This is a genomic window from Marisediminitalea oceani (assembly GCF_003731635.1).
In the GTDB taxonomy this organism is placed as follows: domain Bacteria; phylum Pseudomonadota; class Gammaproteobacteria; order Enterobacterales; family Alteromonadaceae; genus Alteromonas; species Alteromonas oceani.
This window is the reverse complement of sequence record NZ_RCUA01000041.1, coordinates 1-18,207: the sequence shown is the minus strand read 5'-3', so window position 1 is coordinate 18,207 and position 18,207 is coordinate 1. Positions and strand designations below refer to the sequence as shown.

Genomic DNA, 18,207 nt, shown 5'->3' with positions numbered 1-18,207 from the left:
GTAGGCTTTTTTATCCTGTGTGACTGTTACAAATAGATGAATTTTATAAGTTTTTTGATTCATCTAACTGTCAGGGAATGGTCATGGAATTGTCATTGAGCGGGTCTAATCTGGCGCGCCAAATATCCCTATAAAATCACACAGGAAACACAACCATGAATCCAACCAAGTTAAAGCAGCGCTCGCTGCTGGCTTTGTCGGTATTGGCCGCTATGGCTGGTACGCCCGTAATGGCAGAAGCAATGAATGCGCCGGCTGCCCAGCCGGATGAAATCGAAGAAGTCACCGTAGTAGGACGCAGCGTATCTTACGCCAACAACGCTACAGAAGAGTCGATGATCAAGCAGCAAAGCAGCATGACCAGCGTGCTGGCAACCATTGACAACCTGCCGGGCGTGTTAATCAATGAGGGTGATACCTTTGGCTCAGACGACTGGTCTACGAGTATTTCAATTCGTGGTTTCTCTGTGGATCTCGACCAGCAACAAATTGGTATGACGGTTGATGGCATTGCCAATGGTAACTCTAACTACGGCGGAGGTGCCAAAGCCAACCGCTATATCGATACTGAAAACCTCCGCGCTGTAGAAGTTTCTCAGGGAACTGCTGATATCGCCTCCCGTTCACACGAAGCACTGGGTGGTACGATTAACTTCACTACCATTAACCCGGGCATGGAAGAGTTACTAACGGTGAGCTCGACCTTTGGTGAATTCGACGCGCAAAAATTATTCATGCGTTATGAGACCGGTGAAATTGCCGCCGACACCTATGCCTGGATCAGTATGTCGACCCAGGAAAACAGCGATTGGATGACGCACACCGCCGAGAATACCCGCGATCATATGGCTGCTAAGTTTGTCAGCTATATGAGCAACATGGATATCACCGGTTATATCTCTTACGACGATACCCACGAAGATAACTACCAGCGCATTTACAGCCTTGAGCAGTTTGCCCAAAGCCCGGCCTGGGACGAATTAACCGGCAACTGGACCGGTGTGCCTTACATCGATCAGTCTTATCGGCGTGGCTGGTCTACCCTGCGTGAGAACCTGTTTGCTTACTTAGAAGCCAATATGTCATTGGGCGGCGTTGACGTGAAAGCCAATGCCTACTGGCACAAAAACGAAGGCCGTGGTGACTGGGTACCGCCTTATATCGTCGACGTTAACGACGATGGCAGCAATGGCCATTCGGAGTTGGTACACGGCAATACTTATGAAGGCGGCGCGCCGCTGGGGCAAATCTACTTTGTGGATGCAAACGGCAACTCGCTATCACCCATGGCTGATTGTGAAAGCTCGCTGACATTCCCTTATGGTGGCGGCGGTGCAGTGTATGATCCGGCTTGTTATCCGACTAATGCTATTCCGGTTGGCTCTTATCGCCACACCAACTACGACAAGCAGCGTACCGGTATTAATATCGATGCCGTATGGGTTGCGCAGATTGGCGACATGGAAAACACCCTGCGCGCGGGTTTGTGGTACGAAGATTATGAGCGTAAAGAAAACCGTAGCTGGCAGAAAATCATCGATTCACGAGTAGGTTATCAGTTTGACGAAACCCCTTACTGGGTGCAGTACAGCAGCGAATTCCCGGTTGAAACGCTGATGTACTATGTAGAAGATGAAATCGACCTCGGTGTGGCCACACTGCGCGTTGGTGCCAAGAAGTTTAACGTTGATATCGAGAAAAAAGACCTCTTTGTACCGGGGAACAGTTTGTCGGTTGAGTCTGACTCTGATGTATTGTTCTCGGCGGGTGTGGTGGCACCGGTGATGGATGGCGTTGAGGTGTTTGCTGGCTTCGCGCAAAACTATGCGGCGATTAAAGACGGCGTGCTGGAAAGCAGCTCAGTAGATATTTCTTCGGTTGAGCCGGAAACCGCCGACAACATCGATTTAGGTTTGCGCTATGTGGCTGCCGATATCAATGTTAGCTTAACTTACTACAACATCGACTTTGACAACCGTATTACCTACCAAAGTGCTGAAGACGCTGATGGTGTAGATTACTTAGGTGAGCTCGACGGCACTTACGTTAACGTGGGTGGTGTGCAGTCAGACGGTATTGAAGTAGCCATGGATTACACCATTACCAATAAGCTTGGTCTGTACTTCTCGTACACTCACAACAATTCAGAATACAAAGACCCGGCAGCCTCAACCGGCTTTGTGGATGGTCAGCGCGTGGTTGGCTCAGCCGAAGACATGTTTGTGGTAAGCCTGGATTACACCGCCGACGTTTACAACATGGGTCTTTCCACCAAGTATGTGGGCGAGCGCTCAGCCGGTTCGTTTGATGTTGACTCATATACCGTGGCTGACTTCTACCTTGGCGCGGCGGTTGACTCACCGGTGCAGGGGATCAGCAATATCGATGTCCGCTTAACCATTAACAACCTGTTCGACAGCAGCTATCTGGGTACAGTAGTTAATGGCGGTGCCTGGATTGGCGCACCGCGCACGGCAGCGCTGAACTTAAAAGCGAGTTTCTGATAACTCTTAGGTGGAGCGCCGCGCAGGCCCTCCACCCGTTTAGTTCACCAAGCCGCTTTTGCCGGCGTTTTTGCTATATTCTTGTGTGTCGTCAGGCCCAGCTTGTGGCAAAAAAGGGCCTAAGCTATTTTCACCTGTGCAGCACAACCTGATGCAATGCTTGGGTAGCACTCCTTATTTTATAGAGAAGGGGGTGAAGTTGGTGTGTTCATCATACACATCAACACCTTCCGCACGTTTCAGTACCGCAATAACTTTGTAAGTCACCGGCGTTAACAGAACTTCCCACAGCACTTTCAGCGCATAGTTGGTAGCCATTACCGTAAAGATGAGTTCGCTGCTCCAGATCCCCCAAAAGGCCACCGGATAAAACACAGCCGAGTCTACCGCCTGACCCACAATGGTCGAGCCAATCGTACGCTGATAAAGCGCTTTGCCTTTGCTGAGCACTTTCATTTTTGCCATCACAAAGGCATTGGCAAACTCACCTAACCAGATGGCCAGTACCGAAGCCAGAACAATACGCGGTGCCTGACCAAAATTCAGCGCAAAACTGTCCTGCCGGCTAAGGCCGCCGCCGAGGTCTGCATTCCAGCCTGGTGCGGGCGGCATTTCGGTAATAAACCAGGCCATAAAGGCGGCAAACGCGGCAGCGAAGAATCCGGCCCAGATAGCCCGCCGGGCGCGTTGATAGCCATATACTTCAGTGAGTACATCTCCAAGCACGTAAGACAGCGGGAAAAAGATGACCCCGGCACCAAAAGTAAAACCGGCTATTTCAGCCACTTTACTGGCGCCAATGATATTTGAGCATACAATTAAAATGCAGGTAGCCGCCAGCATGAAATCAAAATAGCGAAAATGGCGCTTGGAGGTATCAGTGACTTTGTTTAAAGACGATGACATAGCAATAGGTCGGGATAAGAATAAGGCAGACCAGTTTGGCACAGTCACTGGTGACCACGCAATAAAGGCTTATTCAGTCAGCCTTAAATGCTGGTAGTGGAACTTATTTTCTGCTGCCACTTATTCATCATGTCAGTAATTTCCTGAGTACTGAAAGGTTTACTAATATAATCACTCATGCCTTGTTCTAAGCATTGTTCTTTATCGCCACTCATGGCATTTGCGGTCATGGCAATGATAGGAATATGCTGGTAATCTTCGCCAGCCTGGCCGGCCCGTATTCGCCGGGTTGCTTCAAAGCCATCCATTACCGGCATATGACAATCCATTAATATCAGATCAAATCGGCTCTGCCCATGAGTCAGCTGCGATATCGCCTGTTCCCCATCTTCAGCTATGGTGATGTCGTAGCCTTGTAACAATTCAGTAGCCACAATGCGATTAATTTCATTATCCTCAACTAACAGGATTTTGAGCTCGCTATGCAAATGATCTTCTCTTAACGTTAAGCTGGTGGTCGAGTCGGTGTCAGGCAACTGTGGATTCTTTGGCCCATGCAGGGTGATACTGACACGGAAAGTGCTGCCCTCACCGGGAGTACTTTCGACCCCAATAGTGCCACCCATTAATTCCACCAGTTGCTGGCTAATAGACAAGCCGAGGCCTGTTCCGCCAAATTTACGGGTTGTGGAAATGTCCGCCTGACTAAACATCGAAAAGACCGACTGCAGCTTATGACTTGCGATACCGATGCCAGTATCTGACACCGCAAGGGACAATTGATAGCCATCAGCCGTAGTCGCTAACGTTGCGCTCACAGTGATTTGCCCTTGCTCGGTAAATTTTACGGCATTGCTTAACAGGTTGCTGATAATCTGGCGGATGCGCACCGGATCGCCACAGACCAATTGGTGGCAGTTTTCTTCTAGCAGTACAATCTCCACGTTTTTAGCTCGACTTTCCACCTGATAATGCGCGACGATTTTCCGTAGCATTACGGCAAGATTGAAATCGTGTTGCTCTATGGTTAGCTTGCCGGCCTCAATTTTTGAAAAGTCGAGAATATCATTAATAATATGCAGAAGGTTGCTGGTGCTTTCTGTTGCCAACGATACATAACGGGCCTGTTTGTCATTAAGCCGGGTCTCTTTCAGCGCTTCGAGCATGCCGTAAATACCATTAATGGGCGTGCGAATTTCATGACTCATACTGGCCAGAAACTGGGATTTGAGCTGCGTAGATTCTTCCGCTCGCAATCGCGCATCTTCAAGATGTCTGGCCGCTTCATGCTGGGCTGTGACATCCTGTTGAATGCCCAGGTAATGGGTAATCACATTATCCTGGTCAACCAGCGGCGTTAAACTAAGACGATTATAGTAGAGGCGGCCATCCTTATGGCGCATCTGCAGTGTCATCTCGCATTTTTTCCCTGCCAGTACCTTAGCTAAAATTTTGTCTGCGTACTGCTGAGTGGTTTGTGCACATAACATCTGATAAGTATTGTTGCCAATAAGCTCGGCTTTTCGGTAGCCGGTCATTTGCTCAAAGGCTTGGTTCACATATTCCAGTGGATACGAGGGTGAGCTGGTTTTAACAATGGTCATGCCCACCGATGCATATTCAATGGCCCGGTTTCTCACCTGTATATCGTATTCGAGCTGCAGTCGCTCGGTAATATCTTCGCCCACCAGGACATGACCTATAAATTCGCCTTGCTTGTTCTGCAAGGGGGCTAGTTGCCAGCTAATGTGAAGCACCTTTTCGTTTGCGCGGCTGTATTTGGCTGTGTACCCTGCGTTGCTCTCAGTAATATCCTGCACAAGGCTTTGGAAAAGCTGCGCTGGCGACAATTGGTATTTCTGTAAAAATAGCTCACCGCGCTGGTTGGTCAGTAGTAACTGATAATCGTTATCCACTACCAGTAGTAATTCCTGCATCGAATGAATAACATCCGAAAATTGATTATTCGAGAGCGAAAGCAGGCTGACATCCTGGATTAGTTTAGTGAAGGCCTGGTGTATTTGCTCCAGTTCCCTGGCCTTTTCGGGGTGGCGCGGTGGCAATTCAGAGCTGCGCGCTGCCTGCTGTAGGTTGCGGTGTAAACGTCGTAATGACGCAGACGACATATTGGCAGCAAGACGCGCGCTGTACAATGCGCTGATTAGCACCAGAGCAATAGATACTATCAATACCGGAATGAGCCAGAATACATTGCTGTACGCCGAGGTTATGGGTTCCAGACTAATCACCTGGTAATCGCGCCATGGCTTTTGATACAGAAACTGTCCGCTCTGCGCCGTACTGTCAAAGTAGCTACCCTGTGGATACAGCGCAGGCCGCGAACTGAGTAAAATAGTTCCTCCTTCACTCACCACCAGTTGAGTAGCTGGGTTGAGAGGAGCATTCAACAGCCATTCCAGACTCTTCAAATACATCACTAAGGCGCCTTCTGCAGCACCGGCCAGTTCAATTGGTGCAGCAATGAGGATCCCATTTTCGCTGATCTCGGTGTAGAGAGAGAGTTCTTGCAACACGTCGTTTTGCCACACATTGTCAAACTCGCCGGGCACTACCTGCCAGTTTTTTTCAAGCAGAGGGTGACCCGCGTAATTAAACAACGCCAGAGGAACGTCTGGAGCTTGGGTAATTTGTAGCGACTGGATAAACAGCGGGAGATAGTAATCGCGATACTGGGTGTCAATTAAACCATTAATGACCAAATCGTTACTGGCAATATTGTGCAGCTGCCGGGCGGTCATATCGAGGTTTCTCTCGAGATTTACCGTAACACTGTCAGCATAGTTTTCATGCAAGGTACTGAGGTGACTGCGGGCAGCGATAAAGATGGCACTACCAATAATCAGCAATGCTAAAAAGCTCAGTAAGGCGATTTGCGGCAGGGTGGCCTGCAATATTTTTCGACGCAGTGATGGCAGGTGGATCATTGACCATCCCCGGTGGCCAGTGTGTTCATTGTAAAGGGGGTCAGCCCACCCTGTTGGTTATAGACGGCCATAAAATAGTCGTCGGCATACAGGGCGTCGTGGCGTTCACGGGTAAAGGGTTGCTGATAGTGTTTAATCAGTCCGGCATAACCGGAGATGTTTTCCAGCGCTTCAGCTACGGCTGGCGCAGAAAGACTGTTAGCCTGATCCGCAGCCAGGGCTATTAAGTGCACCAAATCGTAAGCATGAGCCAGCCCGACAACGGCACGTATGGAATCAGCACTGGCCTGACTATCAAACTTTTCGCGATAAGCTTGCAACACCCTGGCCGCTACTGCTGGCTGGCGTTTCTGGTGAAAACTGAAGGTTTGTAAGATAGTTAAATCAAGTTGCTGCAATTTTTCACTACCAAGTACGCTGGCAAAGCTACCCCCGGCAAGTCCCCAGTGCGAAATGATTGGAATATTCGGTTGCTCCTGTAACACTGCTTTAGCAATCATTACCCCTTCAGGTGCATTAACAACGGTAATCAGCGCATCCGGGTTGGCACTGGTTTGTGCCTGAATTTCCTCAATGAATGTTTTCTGCCGCCAATTTACCCAGCTGACATGAGATATTGTTATACCATAATCCTGGCTGTATTGTTGCAGTGAGGCTAAATTGGAACGACCCCAGCCGGTTCGTTCCAGCACCAGACCGACAGTTTTAAATCCACGCTGCGACGCATGCTTTAACATCACCTTGGCGGCTTCTTCATCGCGCACTGATAACCGGTAAACATAGTTTGGCGTATAGCCGTTGTCGACGATGGCGGTGCCTGCGGCCCAGGGGCCCAGGTAGATCACCTCGTGCTCATGAATAGTAGGGAGTTCTGCCAGTGCAACGGGGGTATGAACGCCGCCCAGCACAGCCAGTAGGTTGGGCTGTTCAGCCAGCGTTTTAATATTATTAATCCCGCGTGCCGGGTTGCCCCGGTGATCCATTATTTTAAGCTGTAAAGGGCGGCCCAGTACACCGCCGCGCTCGTTAATCTCCGCAATGGCCAGCAATGCCCCTTGTTTAATCGCCTTGCCTCCTTCTACAGCGACTGCGCTCATGTCGGCATCCAGGCCAATAATTACTGGCGGTTGCTCTGTAGCTTGGGCAGAGCCTCTGCCAAACACCAGCACAACAGACAGCAATATCAACCGCACTAATAACAACATGAAGAGGTCTCCGGTAATGGCTTTGTAATTATTTTGCCGTAGATTATGGCTCTTAAAATATAAGCAAACTATAGCAAAAATATAATAATGATCCTTTAATTGTCTTGCACAATAAGTATAAGTGGCATAGTACTTGAAGGCTGCATGCATGGCAGTTTCAACTTGTGGTGGACAGCTTGTAGTACCCCACCGCTTTGAGTAAGAACACTGGCAATATCAAGGTTTAAATTTGCATCTGACAAATAACAAACTAGCTTTAAGATACAGACAGGAAAAAGTGGCATGCAAATACCAACAATCATCGACGTGGAAGCCAGCGGTTTTAGCTCTCACAGTTACCCCATAGAGGTAGGTGTGATAAGGAGTGATGGTGCGCGCTTTTGTCGATTGATTCGCCCTTACCCCCAGTGGTCACACTGGGACAAAAAAGCCGAGGCGCTGCATGGGTTAAGTCGCAACCATTTGCAAAAGTGGGGCAATGATGGCCGCGACGTATGCCTGGCGCTTAATCAGTTTCTGGCTAATGGCACCGCCTATACCGATGGCTGGGTGGTGGACCATCCCTGGCTTATTAAACTGTATGCCGCCGCTGGCGTAGATATGTCGTTTAGTGTCAGAGCGTTGGAGTATGTGCTTAGCGAGCGTCAAATGGAACTGTGGATGCGTACCAAAAATCAGGTGGTATCCCACTTTGGCGACTGCCGCCATCGTGCCAGTACCGATGCCGAAATTATCCAGCAAACCTTTATACGCACACTCCCGCATCAGGATACCGACCATCTTGCCCGCGCTGTTATTAATGGCTAAACCGAGCTGAGGTGAGTTATCCTGCTCATCGCTAATTCAGACAAGGAACCAAAATGAAAACGGTGGGCCTTATCGGCGGGATGAGCTGGGAGTCTTCCCTGACTTACTACCAGCGTATCAATCAGCAGATTAAGCAACACAAGGGTGGTTTACACAGTGCACCGTTGTTGCTCTATAGTGTGGACTTTGCACATATTGCCGAACTACAGCACAACAATGACTGGCAGCAACTGGCCAACTATCTGGCATCTGTTGGCGCAAGCCTTGAAAAAGCGGGCGCTGAGGCGCTGGCGATTTGCACCAATACGATGCATAAAGTGGCGCCGCAGATAGCAAACGTGGTGCGCGTTCCGCTATTGCATATTGGTGACGCGTTGATCGCCGAGAGCCAGGCCCGGGGATTTAGTCGTTTGGGTTTACTTGGCACTGCCTTTACCATGGAGCAGGGATTTTTGCGCGACCATCTCACCGCAGGCGGATTGTCGGTGCTGGTGCCGGAAACCACAGAGCGCCAATACGTGCATCGCGTGATCTACGAAGAGCTTTGTCAGGGAATTATCCACGAGGCGTCGCTTAGGCGCTATTTGCACATTATTGAAAACCTCAAAGCAGCAGGAGCCGAAGCGATTATTCTTGGCTGTACCGAAATTGGTTTACTGGTAACTGCCAAAGACAGCGCTCTACCGGTGCTGGATACGGCACTGTTGCATGCCGACAGTGTGGCTAATTTTATCCTGAGCGAGTAGCTGGCAGGGCACACTTAAAAATACCAGTCTCAAAAATAATAGTGCACACCCATAACCAGAGAGTTGATATCAATTTGGCCGGCGTCGCGGTATTCGTAGCCTACGGCCACACCAAAGCCGCGCATTTCACCAAACTGCCAGCCTACACTTGCCGCTCTGTCGCTGTCGCTGATCATTGGCACGGCACCAGCCTGAGGCGTTAGCGAGTACTGAGTAGAACGAATGGTTGCATATATCCACTGTGCAGAATTTACTGGCAGTGCCCGCCGGGCCGATAAACTTACTGCTTCCAGACCCACTACAGACATGGGGACTGTGCGCGCATCGCTGGCAAAACGGGCCGCATAAGAGCGATTCAATTCAACACTAAAATTCCACTTTGGCAGGCGCTTACTTTGATAGGCAATAAAATACTGCGTGTTTCCCACGGGCTGAGTAACCAGTGAAGAATCTGGCAATATGGCAGCTTGATTGGCCAGTAGCGGACAACTAAACATCGCAACCAAACCAAACAAAAACAAGCGGTAAAGTGGCTTGTTCATTGTGAGGTCTTCCCGTGTGAGAGTGCAAATAAAGCGTAGATTTACTTTACGCTGTGTTATTCCAGTATTTTTATATCGGCTTGCCGGTGCAAACAGCACCGCTTTTTTTGGCAGCCTAGTATCAATATAGACCTAATCAGAGCTGATACCAAGTGTGAAACGCACTTTTTTTAACCTTCGAATTTCGTCGATTTTGCTGGCGAAACAGACCCGCCTCAACTAGCTTTAAAGGTACTAATAAAATAAAAAAACAGCGCCCTAAAAACCATGTTGTTTATGAAGATGGCGTTGTAATGATATATAAAACAAAAGGTTAAATGCGTAGTTAATGAACAATATTGCTTTCTGGATTCAATCTGTACGGAACCACCGTTAAGGCGGCCACGGACGTTGCCCACTGAGGATCAAATAATGCGAGCAGACTGGCAAATTGAACGAAAATTTGTTGTTACTTACTTACCTGAAGGATTACTGGAAACGCGGAAACCGGTGTTGGTGAGGCAGGGTTACATTGCCGCACAGGGAGACCGGCAAATCACAATAACAGACGAAGGCGGCGACTTTACCATGACAGTCGAACAGGGCGTTGGCTTAAAGCGCCTCGACACTGAAATTTCCATTAGCGCAGAGCAGTTTAATGAGTTGTGGCCGCTCACCCAACACATGCGGGTTGAGAAAAAACGCTATCGCATCGGTTTTTTCGGGCATAAGTTAATATTGGATGTGTTTACTGGTCATCTGGACCCGCTAATTCTGGTTGCAGTAACTTTTGATAGTGAAGTGCACAGTCGCCAATTTCTACCGCCGGATTTTGCTGAACTGGAAGTCACCCACCGAAGGGAATATCAACATGTTCATTTGGCCAGAATGGGCTTGCCGGATGCCTTCGCAATGGCCAATGCTTATTAGCACGAACAAAAACGCCAGACAGGAGTCTGGCGTTGTAAGCAATAACGCGGGGCTTAAACCGAAGCGCGCAATGCTTCAGCTTTATCAGTCACTTCCCATGGGAAACTGTCGCGGCCAAAGTGACCGTATGCAGCGGTAGGCTGGTAAATAGGGCGTTCCAGGTCGAGCATTTTGATCAGGCCATAAGGACGTAAATCAAAGTGCTGTTTAACCAGCGCTACCAGGGTTGCCTCGTCATACTGGCTGGTGCCAAAGGTATCGATACTGATAGACGTTGGCTCAGCCACACCAATGGCATAAGACACCTGAATTTCGCAACGCTTGGCCAGGCCCGCCGCTACAATATTCTTAGCCACGTAACGCCCAGCATAAGCTGCTGAACGGTCTACTTTAGATGGGTCTTTACCCGAGAAAGCACCGCCGCCGTGACGCGCCATACCACCGTAAGTATCAACTATGATCTTACGACCTGTTAAACCGCAATCACCCATCGGGCCGCCGATAACAAAACGTCCGGTAGGGTTGATATGAAATTTGGTATTGGCCGTAATCCACTCAGCCGGTAATACCGGTTTGATAACTTCTTCCATTACCGCTTCGCGCACGGTCTCGGTAGAGACCGAATCACAATGCTGGGTAGAAAGGACTACTGCATCAATGCCTACCGGCACGTTATCTTCGTAAATAAAGGTGACCTGGCTTTTCGCATCCGGACGTAGCCAGTCGAGCTTGCCTGACTTACGCATTTCGGCCTGGCGCTGCACCAGACGGTGTGAGTAAGTAATAGGAGCAGGCATTAACACTTCGGTTTCGTCGCTGGCATAGCCAAACATCAGACCCTGGTCGCCAGCGCCTTGTTCTTCCGGGCGAGTGCGGTCTACACCCTGATTAATATCCGGTGACTGCTTACCAATGGCATTAAGAACCGCGCAAGAATCTGCATCAAATCCCATATCTGAATGGGTATAGCCGATTTCGCGCACGGTCTGGCGAGTGAGCTCTTCAATATCTACCCATGCAGAAGTTGTAATTTCACCACCAACCAGCACCATGCCGGTTTTGACATAAGTTTCGCAAGCGACACGCGCTTTGGGATCCTGCTGCAGGATAGCATCAAGTACTGCATCGGATATTTGATCGGCAATCTTGTCCGGATGGCCTTCAGAAACTGACTCGGACGTAAATAAATGGGCTGCCATTACATGCTCCGTGTTTATTTAAATTTATATTCGGGGCGTATTGCTTACCTGAACACCGGAAGAAACAGTAAATATACCGTTCTGGCGCTGTTTTACGGCGGTTGTGTTCATTGTAGATCAATACACATGCGACTATTGTAGCAAGCTGCCGTATAAATACCAGTCTTTACTTCTGGACGTCTAAAAGTCTATTTGTTACGTTTGCTTGACAGTCTGGTGCTGACTATTGCCCGCCAGGGAGCATTGCTACTGTTATTAAATGCTCCGACAAGACCAAAACACATTGAACTGCACTGGCCGGTGGGTAACAATATGAAGCTCTGAGTGAAAGTGTATTTCTGTTTGCAGGATTGCCGTAAGTCAATGGCAGCGATTTGCAGCAAACACAAATACATTAGTACATCGCTGATGTGTGATTAATTACTGTAATTTGCCACATCAACTGGCACTCAAATACAATTCAGGAGTCAACATGCCGTCTCGTCGAGAACTCGCGAATGCTGTCAGAGCATTAAGTATGGATGCTGTTCAGAAAGCCAAATCCGGTCACCCCGGTGCACCTATGGGCATGGCAGACATCGCCCAGGTCCTGTGGTGCGATCACCTGCAACATAACCCGGCTGACCCGGCCTGGGCCAACCGCGACCGCTTTGTGTTGTCGAATGGTCATGGTTCAATGCTGCTGTATTCACTGTTGCACCTCACTGGCTACGAACTGCCTATCGACGAACTTAAGCAATTCCGTCAGTTACATTCTAAAACCCCTGGTCACCCTGAGTATGGTTACGCACCAGGAGTTGAAACTACTACTGGTCCGTTGGGGCAGGGTATTACCAATGCAGTAGGCATGGCGCTGGCTGAAAAAGTGCTGGCTGCGCAATTTAACCGCGATAACTTTGCGGTAGTTGACCACTACACTTATGCGTTCCTGGGCGATGGTTGCCTGATGGAAGGTATTTCTCACGAAGCGAGCTCACTGGCCGGTACGCTGGGCCTGAATAAGCTGATTGCGTTCTGGGATGACAACGGTATTTCTATCGACGGTGAAGTGGAAGGCTGGTTTACCGACGATACTCCAAAACGTTTCGAATCTTACGGCTGGCATGTGATCACCGATATCGACGGTCACGATCCAGAAGCGATTAACAGCGCCATTGAAGCGGCTAAAGCCGAAACCGGCAAACCGACGCTGATTTGCTGTAAAACCGTGATTGGTTTTGGCTCACCTAATAAGCAGGGTAAAGAAGACTGTCACGGTGCACCATTGGGTGATGACGAAATTACCCTTACCCGTGAAGCACTGGGCTGGAGCCACGCACCGTTTGAAGTGCCGGCAGATATCTACGCCGGTTGGGATGGCAAAACCAAAGGCGGCGAAGCGCAACAAGCCTGGAATGCGCTGTTTGCAAAATACGCCGAAGCCTACCCGGAGCTGGCCGCTGAACTGAAACGCCGTTTAAGCGGCGACGTACCGGCAGACTTTGTGGCTAAAGCCGACGACTATATCGCTAAGCTGCAGGCTAACCCGGATACTATCGCCAGCCGTAAAGCTTCGCAAAATGCGCTGAATGCCTTTGGTCCATTACTGCCTGAATTACTGGGCGGCTCGGCCGACCTGGCCGGCTCTAACCTGACCATCTGGAACGGCTGTAAAGGCGTAGAAAAAGACGATGCCAGCGGCAACTATGTTTACTACGGCGTGCGCGAATTTGGTATGTCTGCCATGATGAATGGTATTGCCCTGCACGGCGGCTTTAAAGCTTACGGTGCTACCTTCCTGATGTTTATGGAATATGCCCGTAACGCGGTGCGTATGGCGGCACTAATGAAGCAGCCGGTGATCTTTGTATATACCCACGATTCAATTGGTCTGGGCGAAGATGGCCCAACGCACCAGCCGGTAGAACAGGTCGTTGCCATGCGTGCTACACCCAACCTCGACAACTGGCGCCCGTGCGACCAGGTTGAATCAGCGGTAGCCTGGAAAGAAGCGATTTTACGCACTGATGGGCCTACCTCGTTAATCTTCAGCCGTCAGGGACTGGCGCAGCAAGAGCGTTCCGAAGCGCAGGTTGCTGACGTCGCCAAAGGTGGTTACGTACTGGTAGATTGTGACGGCACGCCGGAGCTTATTCTGATTGCCACCGGCTCTGAAGTACAGTTGGCTGTAGACGCTGCGGCCAAACTGAGCGAGCAGGGTAAAGCGGTACGTGTGGTGTCTATGCCTTCTACCGATGTGTTCGATCGTCAGGATGCGGCTTACCGTGAGTCAGTATTACCATCGGCCGTGGTGAAACGCGTTGCTGTGGAAGCGCTGTCTAAAGAAAGCTGGTATAAGTACGTTGGCTTTAACGGCGCAATTGTGGGCATGGACACCTTTGGTGAATCAGCCCCGGCCGGCGAGCTGTTCAAGCATTTCAACATCACTGTTGATGCCGTGGTAGAAGCTGCGCTGGGGCTTTAATTTGCCCCGGCCTTTAGGCTGCATAAAAATATGGTAAGACTCGCCATTAATGGCTTTGGCCGCATTGGCCGAAATGTACTGCGGGCACTCTATGAGAGTGGCCGCAATCAGTTTATCCAGGTCGTCGCTATCAACGAAATCGCTGATCCCGACGGCATGGCACATCTGCTCAAATACGATACGTCCCATGGCCGCTTTGCCTGTCATGTGGAACGTCAGGGCGAACAGCTCACCGTCGCCGGTGATGTGATCCGCCTGTGTCATCAAAGCGAAATAAGCGGCCTGCCTTGGGCCGAACTGGGTGTGGATATTGTGCTGGAATGTACCGGCCAGTATACCGACAAAGCCAGTGGCCTGGCGCATATTGAAGCCGGGGCAAAAAAAGTGCTGTTTTCCCAGCCCGCTGCGCCAGATATGGACAACACCATTATTTACGGTTGTAACGAAGACACCCTGTTACCCGAACATAAAGTGGTGTCGAACGGCTCCTGCACCACCAACTGTATTGTGCCGGTGATCCAGGTACTCGACGAAGCATTCGGAGTAGAAAGCGGCACCATCACAACCATTCACTCTTCCATGCACGATCAGCAGGTGATTGATGCCTATCATCCCGACCTGCGCCGTACCCGTGCCGCCAGCCAGTCGATCATTCCGGTGGATACCCGCCTGGCCCGTGGCATAGAGCGAATACTGCCTAAGTTTGCCGGCAAGTTTGAAGCGATTGCTGTACGTGTACCCACGATTAATGTGAGTGCCATGGATTTGAGTGTGACGCTGGCCACTGAAGTGACCATCGATAGAGTGAATCAGGCACTTAGTGCGGCCCGCACCGGACGTCTTTCAGGCATTCTGGATTACACCGAAGAGCCGCTGGTATCGGTGGATTTTAATCACGATCCCCATTCGTGTATTGTAGATGGTACACAAACTCGGGTGAGTCACCGCCAGTTGGTTAAAACCCTGGTGTGGTGTGACAACGAATGGGGTTTTGCCCATCGAATGCTGGATACCGCTTTGGCGATGTATCAAACGGGCAACGAATAATTTAATTTGAATTCAACAGGATGAGAAGGAAACCTTATGTCAATCCCAAGCATGTCAGACATTGAGTTGTCAGGTAAGCGTGTATTGATCCGTCAGGATCTCAACGTACCGGTAAAAGACGGTAAAGTGACATCAGACGCGCGAATCAAAGCGTCTTTACCTACCATAAAAGCAGCGCTGGAAGCCGGTGCAGCGGTGATGGTGATGTCTCATCTGGGCCGCCCAACCGAAGGTGAGCCTGCAGAAGAGTTTTCATTGCAACCGGTGGTGAACTACCTCAACGACGTACTGGATGTCGAAGTTAAACTGGTAAAAGATTACCTGGATGGCGTAGACATTGAGCCGGGTCAATGCATGATCCTCGAAAATGTGCGATTTAATAAGGGTGAGAAAAAAGACGACGAAGCACTGTCGAAGCAGTACGCTGCATTATGTGACGTATTTGTAATGGATGCGTTTGGTACGGCCCACCGTGCCCAGGCTTCCACCCACGGCGTGGCAAAATTTGCCCCACAAGCCGTGGCAGGCCCACTACTGGCTGGTGAACTGGCCGCGCTGTCTAAAGCGCTGGATAATCCGGCTCGCCCGATGGTAGCTATAGTGGGTGGCTCTAAAGTATCGACCAAGTTAACCGTGCTTAAGTCTCTGGCTGATAAAGTAGACCAACTGATTGTAGGCGGCGGTATTGCTAACACCTTTATCGCGGCGCAAGGCCACAATGTAGGCAAGTCGCTGGTAGAAATGGATTTAGTTGATGAAGCCAAGCGCTTGATTGACCAGGCGCAGGCCAATGGCGGCGATATCCCGGTACCCACCGATGTGGTTACCGGTAAAGCGTTTGCTGAAGACACGCCGGCCGAGCTTAAGCCAGTCAGTGACGTATCTGACGACGATATGATTTTTGATATCGGGCCGGACAGCTCAGCTGCGCTGGAAGATATCCTTAAAAATGCCGGCACCATTGTGTGGAATGGCCCGGTAGGGGTATTCGAATTTGATCAGTTCGCAAGTGGAACAAAAGCGCTGTCAGAAGCGATTGCCGCCAGTGATGCATTTTCAATTGCCGGCGGTGGTGATACGCTAGCAGCAGTAGATAAATATGAAATTGCAGATAAAGTATCGTACATCTCAACCGGTGGCGGTGCGTTTCTGGAATTTCTTGAGGGCAAAACTTTACCTGCAGTAGCGATATTAGAAGAAAAAAACCGCTAACAGCAAAGTAATGTCCCGGCGCCGGAATAGCAGTATTCCGGCGACACCTGCATAAGGATACGCAGGCTGAAAGACCGTTTAACAGAGCGTAGTAAAAACTGCTAAGGCTCTGATAAAGCGAGCTTTCCCATGCCTAATAAATGATTTCTCTTAACCCTACAACCGTTTATAAAAACGGATAAGAAAATAAGGAGTGTTGCACATGGCATCACAGGCTCAGCAAGCTATGCTGGATAAAATCATCACCCAAAAGGGCTTTATTGCGGCCCTTGACCAAAGCGGTGGTAGTACCCCAAAAGCACTTAAACTCTACGGTATCGAAGAATCAGAATACTCAAATGATGAGGAAATGTTCGACATGGTGCACGCAATGCGTACCCGTATCGTAACCTGTAACGCCTTTTCAGGTGAGCGCGTCCTTGGCGCAATCCTGTTTGAAAATACACTCGATCGTGATATCGAAGGGTTAGCTTCTTCTCATTACCTGTGGCAGAAAAAACGCGTAGTGCCGTTTTTGAAAGTCGATAAAGGTCTGGAAGCCGAGGCTAACGGTGTGCAACTCATGAAGCCTATGCCGCAACTCGACGAGCTGCTGGCTAAAGCCAATGCCAAGGATGTGTTTGGCACCAAAATGCGTTCAGTGGTTAAACTGGCCAACCACGAAGGTATCAAAGCCGTTGTTGAGCAACAGTTCGCAGTAGGTAAGCAAATTCTGGACGCAGGTCTGGTGCCGATTATCGAGCCTGAAGTAGACATCAACAGCCCGGAAAAAGCCGAAGCTGAAGCGCTGCTGAAACTGGAAATTCTTACTCAGCTTAATCTGCTGGGCGATGAAAAGGTCATGCTCAAGCTGACTCTTCCAACCGAAGCAAACTTCTACAAAGAGCTGGTTGATCACCCGAAAGTGATTAAAGTAGTTGCTCTCTCTGGTGGTTATTCACGCGATGACGCCAACGCCAAACTGGCCGAGAATCAGGGCATGATTGCCAGCTTCTCACGCGCCCTCACCGAAGGTGTGTCTGCACAGCAAAGTGACGAAGAGTTTGAAGCTACCCTGGATGCCGCAATCGAAGGTATCTATCAGGCGTCTCTGACCTAGTCGCTATTCGGGCTAAATAGGTTGTAATCCCGGCCACTGAGCCGGGATTTTTTATTTTACGTCGTAAAAGACCCTGTCATCCCGAAAACCACAGTCATCCCGGAAGTTTCGTAAAAATATCCAGGAGCTCTTTTTACTGTCATCCCGGAATTTTCGAAGAAAATATCCGGGATCCCCTGAACAGTTTTACTCACCTAAATAGGATTGTTTCAGGTAGCCAGGCGGTCAGGGAGATACCGGCTCGGAGGTCGGTATGACGGGAATAAAGTGTCATCCCGGAATTTTCGGAGAAAATATCCGGGATCTCCTGAACAGTTTTACTCACCTAATAGGATTGTTTCAGTTAGCAAGGCGGTCAAGGATATACCGGCTCGGGTGCCGGTATGACGGAGAAGGGCGAGTGTCATTCAGGTATTTCCAAGTACTCCGTCATCCCGGAAGCTGCGAAAGCAGCTATCCGGGATCTCCCAAACAGTTTTGCTCACTCAATAGGAGTATTTCAGGTAGCCAGGCGGTCAAGGAGATACCGGCTCGGTGGCCGGTATGACGGGAAAGTGTTATCTTCGCATTTTGTCGGGGTGCCGACAGCACCCAAAGGGGAGGTGGCTCCCCTTTGGAATCC

The 18,207-nt window shown here is 49.8% G+C and carries 13 protein-coding genes; 8 read left to right on the top strand and 5 right to left on the bottom strand.

The window, feature by feature from the left end; all coding sequences use genetic code 11:
* The first annotated feature begins 155 nt into the window (after window positions 1–155).
* Window positions 156–2,504 carry a TonB-dependent receptor gene (locus D9T21_RS12875; RefSeq protein WP_123325390.1) on the top strand — a complete coding sequence of 783 codons (2,349 nt, stop codon included), beginning with the start codon at window positions 156–158 and terminating at the stop codon, window positions 2,502–2,504.
* A gap of 174 nt (window positions 2,505–2,678) precedes the next feature.
* Here the strand turns inward: D9T21_RS12875 and D9T21_RS12870 are convergent, their stop codons facing one another.
* From D9T21_RS12870 to D9T21_RS12860, 3 genes are all read right to left on the bottom strand, one after another.
* Window positions 2,679–3,410, bottom strand: coding sequence for a queuosine precursor transporter (locus tag D9T21_RS12870; protein ID WP_123325398.1), 732 nt, complete (start codon window positions 3,408–3,410; stop codon window positions 2,679–2,681).
* Window positions 3,411–3,493: 83 nt separating this feature from the next.
* A complete protein-coding gene (locus D9T21_RS12865; RefSeq protein WP_123325389.1) occupies window positions 3,494–6,355 on the bottom strand; it encodes a hybrid sensor histidine kinase/response regulator in 2,862 nt (953 codons plus the stop codon).
* Window positions 6,352–7,560, bottom strand: a complete 1,209-nt coding sequence (locus D9T21_RS12860; protein WP_123325388.1) for an ABC transporter substrate-binding protein — start codon at window positions 7,558–7,560, stop codon at window positions 6,352–6,354. The genes D9T21_RS12865 and D9T21_RS12860 overlap by 4 nt, the downstream gene beginning before the upstream one ends.
* Before the next feature lie 282 nt (window positions 7,561–7,842).
* Here D9T21_RS12860 and D9T21_RS12855 point away from each other — a divergent pair, with 282 nt between their 5' ends.
* Window positions 7,843–8,367 carry a hypothetical protein gene (locus D9T21_RS12855; protein WP_123325387.1) on the top strand — a complete coding sequence of 175 codons (525 nt, stop codon included), beginning with the start codon at window positions 7,843–7,845 and terminating at the stop codon, window positions 8,365–8,367.
* A 53-nt stretch (window positions 8,368–8,420) separates the two neighbouring features.
* The gene (locus D9T21_RS12850; RefSeq protein ID WP_123325386.1) at window positions 8,421–9,113 is read left to right on the top strand and encodes an aspartate/glutamate racemase family protein; all 693 of its coding nucleotides are present in this window, start codon (window positions 8,421–8,423) and stop codon (window positions 9,111–9,113) included.
* Between the two features lie 29 nt (window positions 9,114–9,142).
* Here D9T21_RS12850 and D9T21_RS12845 read toward each other — a convergent pair whose 3' ends face one another.
* Window positions 9,143–9,655 carry a hypothetical protein gene (locus tag D9T21_RS12845; RefSeq protein WP_123325385.1) on the bottom strand — a complete coding sequence of 171 codons (513 nt, stop codon included), beginning with the start codon at window positions 9,653–9,655 and terminating at the stop codon, window positions 9,143–9,145.
* Between the two features lie 411 nt (window positions 9,656–10,066).
* On the opposite strand from D9T21_RS12845, the gene D9T21_RS12840 reads away from it, so the two are divergent.
* Window positions 10,067–10,564: a CYTH domain-containing protein gene (locus D9T21_RS12840; protein ID WP_123325384.1), complete on the top strand. Its 498-nt coding sequence runs from the start codon at window positions 10,067–10,069 to the stop codon at window positions 10,562–10,564.
* Between the two features lie 53 nt (window positions 10,565–10,617).
* On the opposite strand, the gene metK is transcribed toward D9T21_RS12840, so the two are convergent.
* On the bottom strand, window positions 10,618–11,763 hold the full coding sequence (gene metK, locus D9T21_RS12835; RefSeq protein WP_123325383.1) for a methionine adenosyltransferase: 1,146 nt from the start codon (window positions 11,761–11,763) through the stop codon (window positions 10,618–10,620).
* A gap of 472 nt (window positions 11,764–12,235) precedes the next feature.
* Here metK and tkt point away from each other — a divergent pair, with 472 nt between their 5' ends.
* The 4 genes from tkt to D9T21_RS12815 all read left to right on the top strand — a co-directional run bounded on the left by tkt (window position 12,236) and on the right by D9T21_RS12815 (window position 17,585).
* Window positions 12,236–14,227, top strand: a complete 1,992-nt coding sequence (tkt, locus tag D9T21_RS12830) for a transketolase (protein ID WP_123325382.1) — start codon at window positions 12,236–12,238, stop codon at window positions 14,225–14,227.
* A 30-nt stretch (window positions 14,228–14,257) separates the two neighbouring features.
* Window positions 14,258–15,274 carry an erythrose-4-phosphate dehydrogenase gene (epd, locus tag D9T21_RS12825; protein ID WP_123325381.1) on the top strand — a complete coding sequence of 339 codons (1,017 nt, stop codon included), beginning with the start codon at window positions 14,258–14,260 and terminating at the stop codon, window positions 15,272–15,274.
* A 36-nt stretch (window positions 15,275–15,310) separates the two neighbouring features.
* Entirely contained in the window at window positions 15,311–16,486 is a 1,176-nt protein-coding gene (locus tag D9T21_RS12820; protein WP_123325380.1) for a phosphoglycerate kinase, read from the top strand.
* A gap of 202 nt (window positions 16,487–16,688) precedes the next feature.
* Window positions 16,689–17,585 carry a fructose bisphosphate aldolase gene (locus D9T21_RS12815; protein ID WP_123325379.1) on the top strand — a complete coding sequence of 299 codons (897 nt, stop codon included), beginning with the start codon at window positions 16,689–16,691 and terminating at the stop codon, window positions 17,583–17,585.
* The last annotated feature ends 622 nt before the right edge of the window (window positions 17,586–18,207 follow it).